This window comes from Isoptericola sp. NPDC057391 (assembly GCF_042668085.1).
In the GTDB taxonomy this organism is placed as follows: domain Bacteria; phylum Actinomycetota; class Actinomycetes; order Actinomycetales; family Cellulomonadaceae; genus Isoptericola.
In genome coordinates this window covers 1-4,285 of record NZ_JBHVBO010000263.1, presented here as the reverse complement: position 1 = coordinate 4,285, position 4,285 = coordinate 1, and the positions used below count along the sequence as shown (strand labels likewise).

The 4,285-nt window shown below is 75.2% G+C and carries 3 protein-coding genes; 2 read left to right on the top strand and 1 reads right to left on the bottom strand.

Going from position 1 to position 4,285, the window contains the following annotated elements; translation table 11 throughout:
• Positions 1 to 39 precede the first annotated feature (39 nt).
• Positions 40 to 1,059 carry an MIP/aquaporin family protein gene (locus ACFUVW_RS19890; RefSeq protein WP_430573025.1) on the bottom strand — a complete coding sequence of 340 codons (1,020 nt, stop codon included), beginning with the start codon at positions 1,057 to 1,059 and terminating at the stop codon, positions 40 to 42.
• Between the two features lie 290 nt (positions 1,060 to 1,349).
• On the opposite strand from ACFUVW_RS19890, the gene ACFUVW_RS19885 reads away from it, so the two are divergent.
• Both ACFUVW_RS19885 and ACFUVW_RS19880 read left to right on the top strand, forming a co-directional pair.
• Complete coding sequence (locus ACFUVW_RS19885; RefSeq protein WP_430573024.1) at positions 1,350 to 2,339, top strand: malate dehydrogenase; 990 nt, start codon at positions 1,350 to 1,352, stop codon at positions 2,337 to 2,339.
• A gap of 50 nt (positions 2,340 to 2,389) precedes the next feature.
• A partial coding sequence (locus tag ACFUVW_RS19880) for an ATP-binding cassette domain-containing protein (protein ID WP_430573023.1) occupies positions 2,390 to 4,285 on the top strand: 1,896 nt, incomplete at its 3' end.

Below are 4,285 nucleotides of genomic sequence, written 5' to 3'. Positions count from 1 at the left end.
GGCACCCCGCAGGGTGCCGGCCCTCGTGCGTGCGAGGCGTCAGGCGCGCGGTGCGTCGCCCTTCGGCTCGTCGTCCGTGCCCGGAGTCGCGCCGTCGTCGACGGCGGTCCCGGCGGCGTCGGGCTTCTCGGCCGCGTCGGCCTCGGGCAGGGCGCCGTCGTCGACGACGTCGTGCTCACGGGGCTCGTCGCCGAGGTCGTCACCGGCCGCGGAGCCGACCTCGACCTGGACGACCGAGGGGATCGGGGCGAACGCCCGGTAGAACAGCGCGGCGAGCGCCCCACCCAGGAGCGGGGCGACGATGAACACCCACAGCTGGCCCCACGTCCAGCCGCCGCCGAACACCGCCGAGGCGAACGAGCGGGCCGGGTTGAGCGACGCGTTGGTGACCGGCCAGGCGACGATGAGCATCGCACCGAGGGTCAGGCCGATGACGACCGGGGCGTAGGTGACGGTCGAGCGCTTGCTCGTCACGCCGAGGATGACGCCGACGAAGACGGCGGTGACGATCACCTCGACGAGGATGGCGGCCCACATCGAGAACTCGGCAGGGGTGGCGCCGCTCTGCGCGGCGCCCGCGGTGAGGGCCGCGAGGGGCGAGTGCGAACCGAAGCCGTTCGCGGTGCCCTGGAAGAGCGCGGCCTTGTCCTCGGCCCCGGTCAGCGCGGGGAACGACTCGGGAATGATCGAGAACATCACGGCCGCGGCGGCGGTACCGCCGACGAGCTGGGCGCCCCAGTACGGCACGAGGTCGCGCCACGCGGCGCGGCCCCCGAGCGTGAGGCCGAAGGTCACGGCCGGGTTGAAGTGGCCGCCGGACACGCCGCCGACGGCGGCGATGGCGCCCATGACGAGGATGCCTCCGGCGAGTGCCACCGGGAGGATCTGGCCGTTGTTGACGGCGTTGAACGTCGCGGTGCCGACGATGCCGAGCACCAGCACGAACGTGCCGAAGGCCTCGGCGGCCAGCCGCGCGAACAGTCCGTGCTCGGGGATGTCGGCCGCCGTCTCGACGTCGACCGGAGCGGTACCGCTCTCGGCGGCGATGTGCTGGGACATGAGGGTCCTTCTCTGCTCGGGAGACGGGCGTCTCGGTGTGCCCCCGCGGTGGAGGGCCGGTCGTGCGTGCCCGGCCTCACGGCCGGCTGCGCGGGCATGCTTCCACCGGGGTCTGAACGGTTGCTGAGCGCGGGCCGACGGTGGCGCTCCTGGCACGTTACCGCGCGTCGTCCCAGGTCGCGCTCCGCCACGGCGGTCGGCGCGCCGGTCGGAGCCGGGCCGGACCATCGTCCGGAGCCCCGTCCGGAGTGGCGGTCGACCCGGGCGCTCGGCTGCGTCAGAGTAGGGGCATGACCACACCAGTGAACGTCACCGTCACCGGGGCGGCGGGCCAGATCGGGTACGCGCTGCTCTTCCGGATCGCGTCGGGCGCGATGCTCGGCCCCGACACCCCCGTGCGGCTGCGGCTGCTGGAGATCCCGCAGGCGGTGAAGGCGGCCGAGGGCACCGCGATGGAGCTCGACGACTGCGCGTTCCCGCTGCTGGACGGCATCGACATCCACGACGACCCGACGGCGGGCTTCGCGGGCACCAACATCGCGCTGCTGGTCGGTGCCCGGCCGCGCGGCCCGGGCATGGAGCGGGCGGACCTGCTCGAGGCGAACGGCGGCATCTTCGGCCCGCAGGGCCGGGCCATCAATGCGGGTGCGGCCGACGACGTGCGGGTGCTGGTCGTGGGCAACCCGGCCAACACGAACGCGCTGATCGCGGCGTCGAACGCGCCGGACGTGCCGAAGGACCGCTTCACGGCGATGACCCGCCTCGACCACAACCGCGCGCTGTCGCAGCTCGCGAAGCGGGCGGACGTGCCGGTCTCGCAGGTGCGCCGCGTGACGATCTGGGGCAACCACTCCGCGAGCCAGTACCCGGACGTGTTCCGGGCCGACGTCGCGGGGACTCCGGGCGCACGGTACGCGGACGAGGACAGGCTCTGGCTCACCGACGACTTCATCCCGACCGTCGCCAAGCGCGGCGCCGCGATCATCGACGCGCGCGGGGCGTCGTCGGCGGCGTCCGCGGCGAACGCGGCGATCGACCACGTCCACGACTGGGTGCGGGGCACGGCCGAGGGCGACTGGACCAGCGCGGGCCTGTGGTCGACGGGGCAGTACGGCGTACCGGAGGGTCTCGTCTCGTCGTTCCCGGTGACGTCGTCCGGCGGGGCCTGGGAGGTCGTGGAGGGGCTCGACGTCGACGAGTTCTCCCGCGAGCGGATCGCGGCCAGCGTGCAGGAGCTCTCCGAGGAGCGGGACGCCGTCCGCGCGCTCGGCCTGATCTGACGGAAAATCTGCGGCGCGGCGTCGGGGGCGCCGCATAGGCTTCTCGGGCCATGATCGACGCCCCTGCCGCGCGCGCGGACCACGCCACCCCCACCGCCATCCCGTCGTCGACGGACCCGTCCCGCCGCCTCGACTGGCGGCGGCTGCGCGGGCCTGTCGCGGCGGTCGCGCTGGTCGCGCTCACCCTCGGGGCGGTGGGTGCCGCGCTCGGCACGGTCGTCGCGGGCCGCCTCGCGGACGACCCGACCGGTGCCCTGCTGTCGCTGCTCGCGCTCTGCGTGGTCGGCGCCGCCCTGTTCGACACGGCCGGGCAGGTCGTGTGGGCGGGCGTCGTCGACCGCGCCGAGGGGCGCCTGCGCGGCGACCTGCTCACCGCCGCGCTGCACCAGCCGCTGGCCACCCTCACCGAGCAGGCCGTGGGCGAGGTGCTCGACCGGGTCGACGACGACACGCACGCCGTCGGCACGCTCGTGCGCCGCCAGCTGTGGGGCGCGGGCCGCACCGTGGTCGGCGTCGTGCCCATGTACGTGGTCGCAGGCATCACCTGGTGGCCCGCGTGGGCGCTATTCCCGCTCCTGGGGGCGCTCGCCGGCGTGCTGGTGCGCCCGATGCTGGGCGAGATCGCGCGCCGCAAGGTGATCGAGGAGGCCGCGTGGACCGACCACGCGGCCGCCTTCGAGGAGTCCGTCGCCGCCCGCGACGACCTGCGCACCAGCCTCGGCCAGCCGTTCGCGATCCGCCGCCTGGCGCAGCGCTCCGCGGACGTGCACCGCAAGTTCCGCGCCGTGGTGGTCGTCGAGTCGAAGATGCTGCGCCGGGCCGGCCTGGTGCTCGCGTCGCTGCTGGCCGGCGTCGCGGTGACCGGCGCCGCGCTGGCCTCGGGCGGTGCCCTGGAGGTCCAGGACCTCGTCACGCTGTTCCTGGTCACGGCCATGTTCGTGGGGCAGGTGGACAACCTCATCCACCACCTGCCGGACATCCAGGAAGGGCTGGGCGCGATCACGCGCATCCGCCAGATGCTGTCCGTCGAGCCGGAGCCGACGGGCGGCCGCGACCTGCCCGAGGGCCCCGTCGGCATCGAGCTGCGCGACCTGCACTTCTCGTACGCCGAGGGCACGTTCGCGCTGCAGGGCGTGAGCCTGCACGTGCCGGCGGGGCAGACCGTGGCGCTCGTCGGGCGCACCGGGTCGGGCAAGTCCACGCTCGCGTCGCTGCTGTCGCGCGCCGTCGAGCCGGAGCCCGGCACGGTGTTCCTGGGCGGCGTCGACGTGCGCGACCTCGACCTGCAGAAGCTGCGCGCCGCGGTGGGCGTCGTCACGCAGCGCACCGAGATCCTGGCCGGCACGCTGGCTGAGAACATCGCGCTGTTCGCCGACGTCCCGCGCGAGGACGTCGAGGCCGCGGTGCGCGAGCTGCGGCTGGAGGCCTGGGTGTCGGGCCTTCCCGACGGTCTCGACACGCTGCTCGGGCCGGGCGGCACGTCGCTGTCGGCGGGGGAGGAGCAGCTCGTCGCGTTCGCGCGCCTGCTCGTGCGCGACGTCCAGGTGGTCGTGCTCGACGAGGCGACCGCCCGCATGGACCCGCTCACGGAGGCACGCGTGGTCGCGGCGTCGGAGCGGCTGCTCGCCGGCCGCACGGGCGTGCTCGTCGCGCACCGGCTCACCACCATCGAGCGGGCCGACCTGCTCGCCGCCCTCGACCACGGCCGCGTCGTGCAGCAGGGCCCGCGGGCGCGGCTCGCCCGCGAGGACGGCCCGTACCGCGACCTGCTCCTCGCGAGCGACGCCGCGGACGCGCCCGTCGCGAGCGCCGGCGCCGCCGAGGAGATCGCCTCGGCGCTCACCGGGCACGAGGCGACCCCGCCGAGCGCGCCGTCGGGCACGGCAGCGTCGGCGCAGGCGACGTCGCACGTGGGCGGCAAGCGGCGCCGCGGTGCGGCGCCGGAC

Coding starts and splice junctions, on each gene's coding strand:
- ACFUVW_RS19890 (WP_430573025.1), bottom strand. CDS start 1,059: ATGTCCCAGCACATCGCCGCCGAGAGCGGTACCGCTCCGGTCGACGTC.
- ACFUVW_RS19885 (WP_430573024.1), top strand. CDS start 1,350: ATGACCACACCAGTGAACGTCACCGTCACCGGGGCGGCGGGCCAGATC.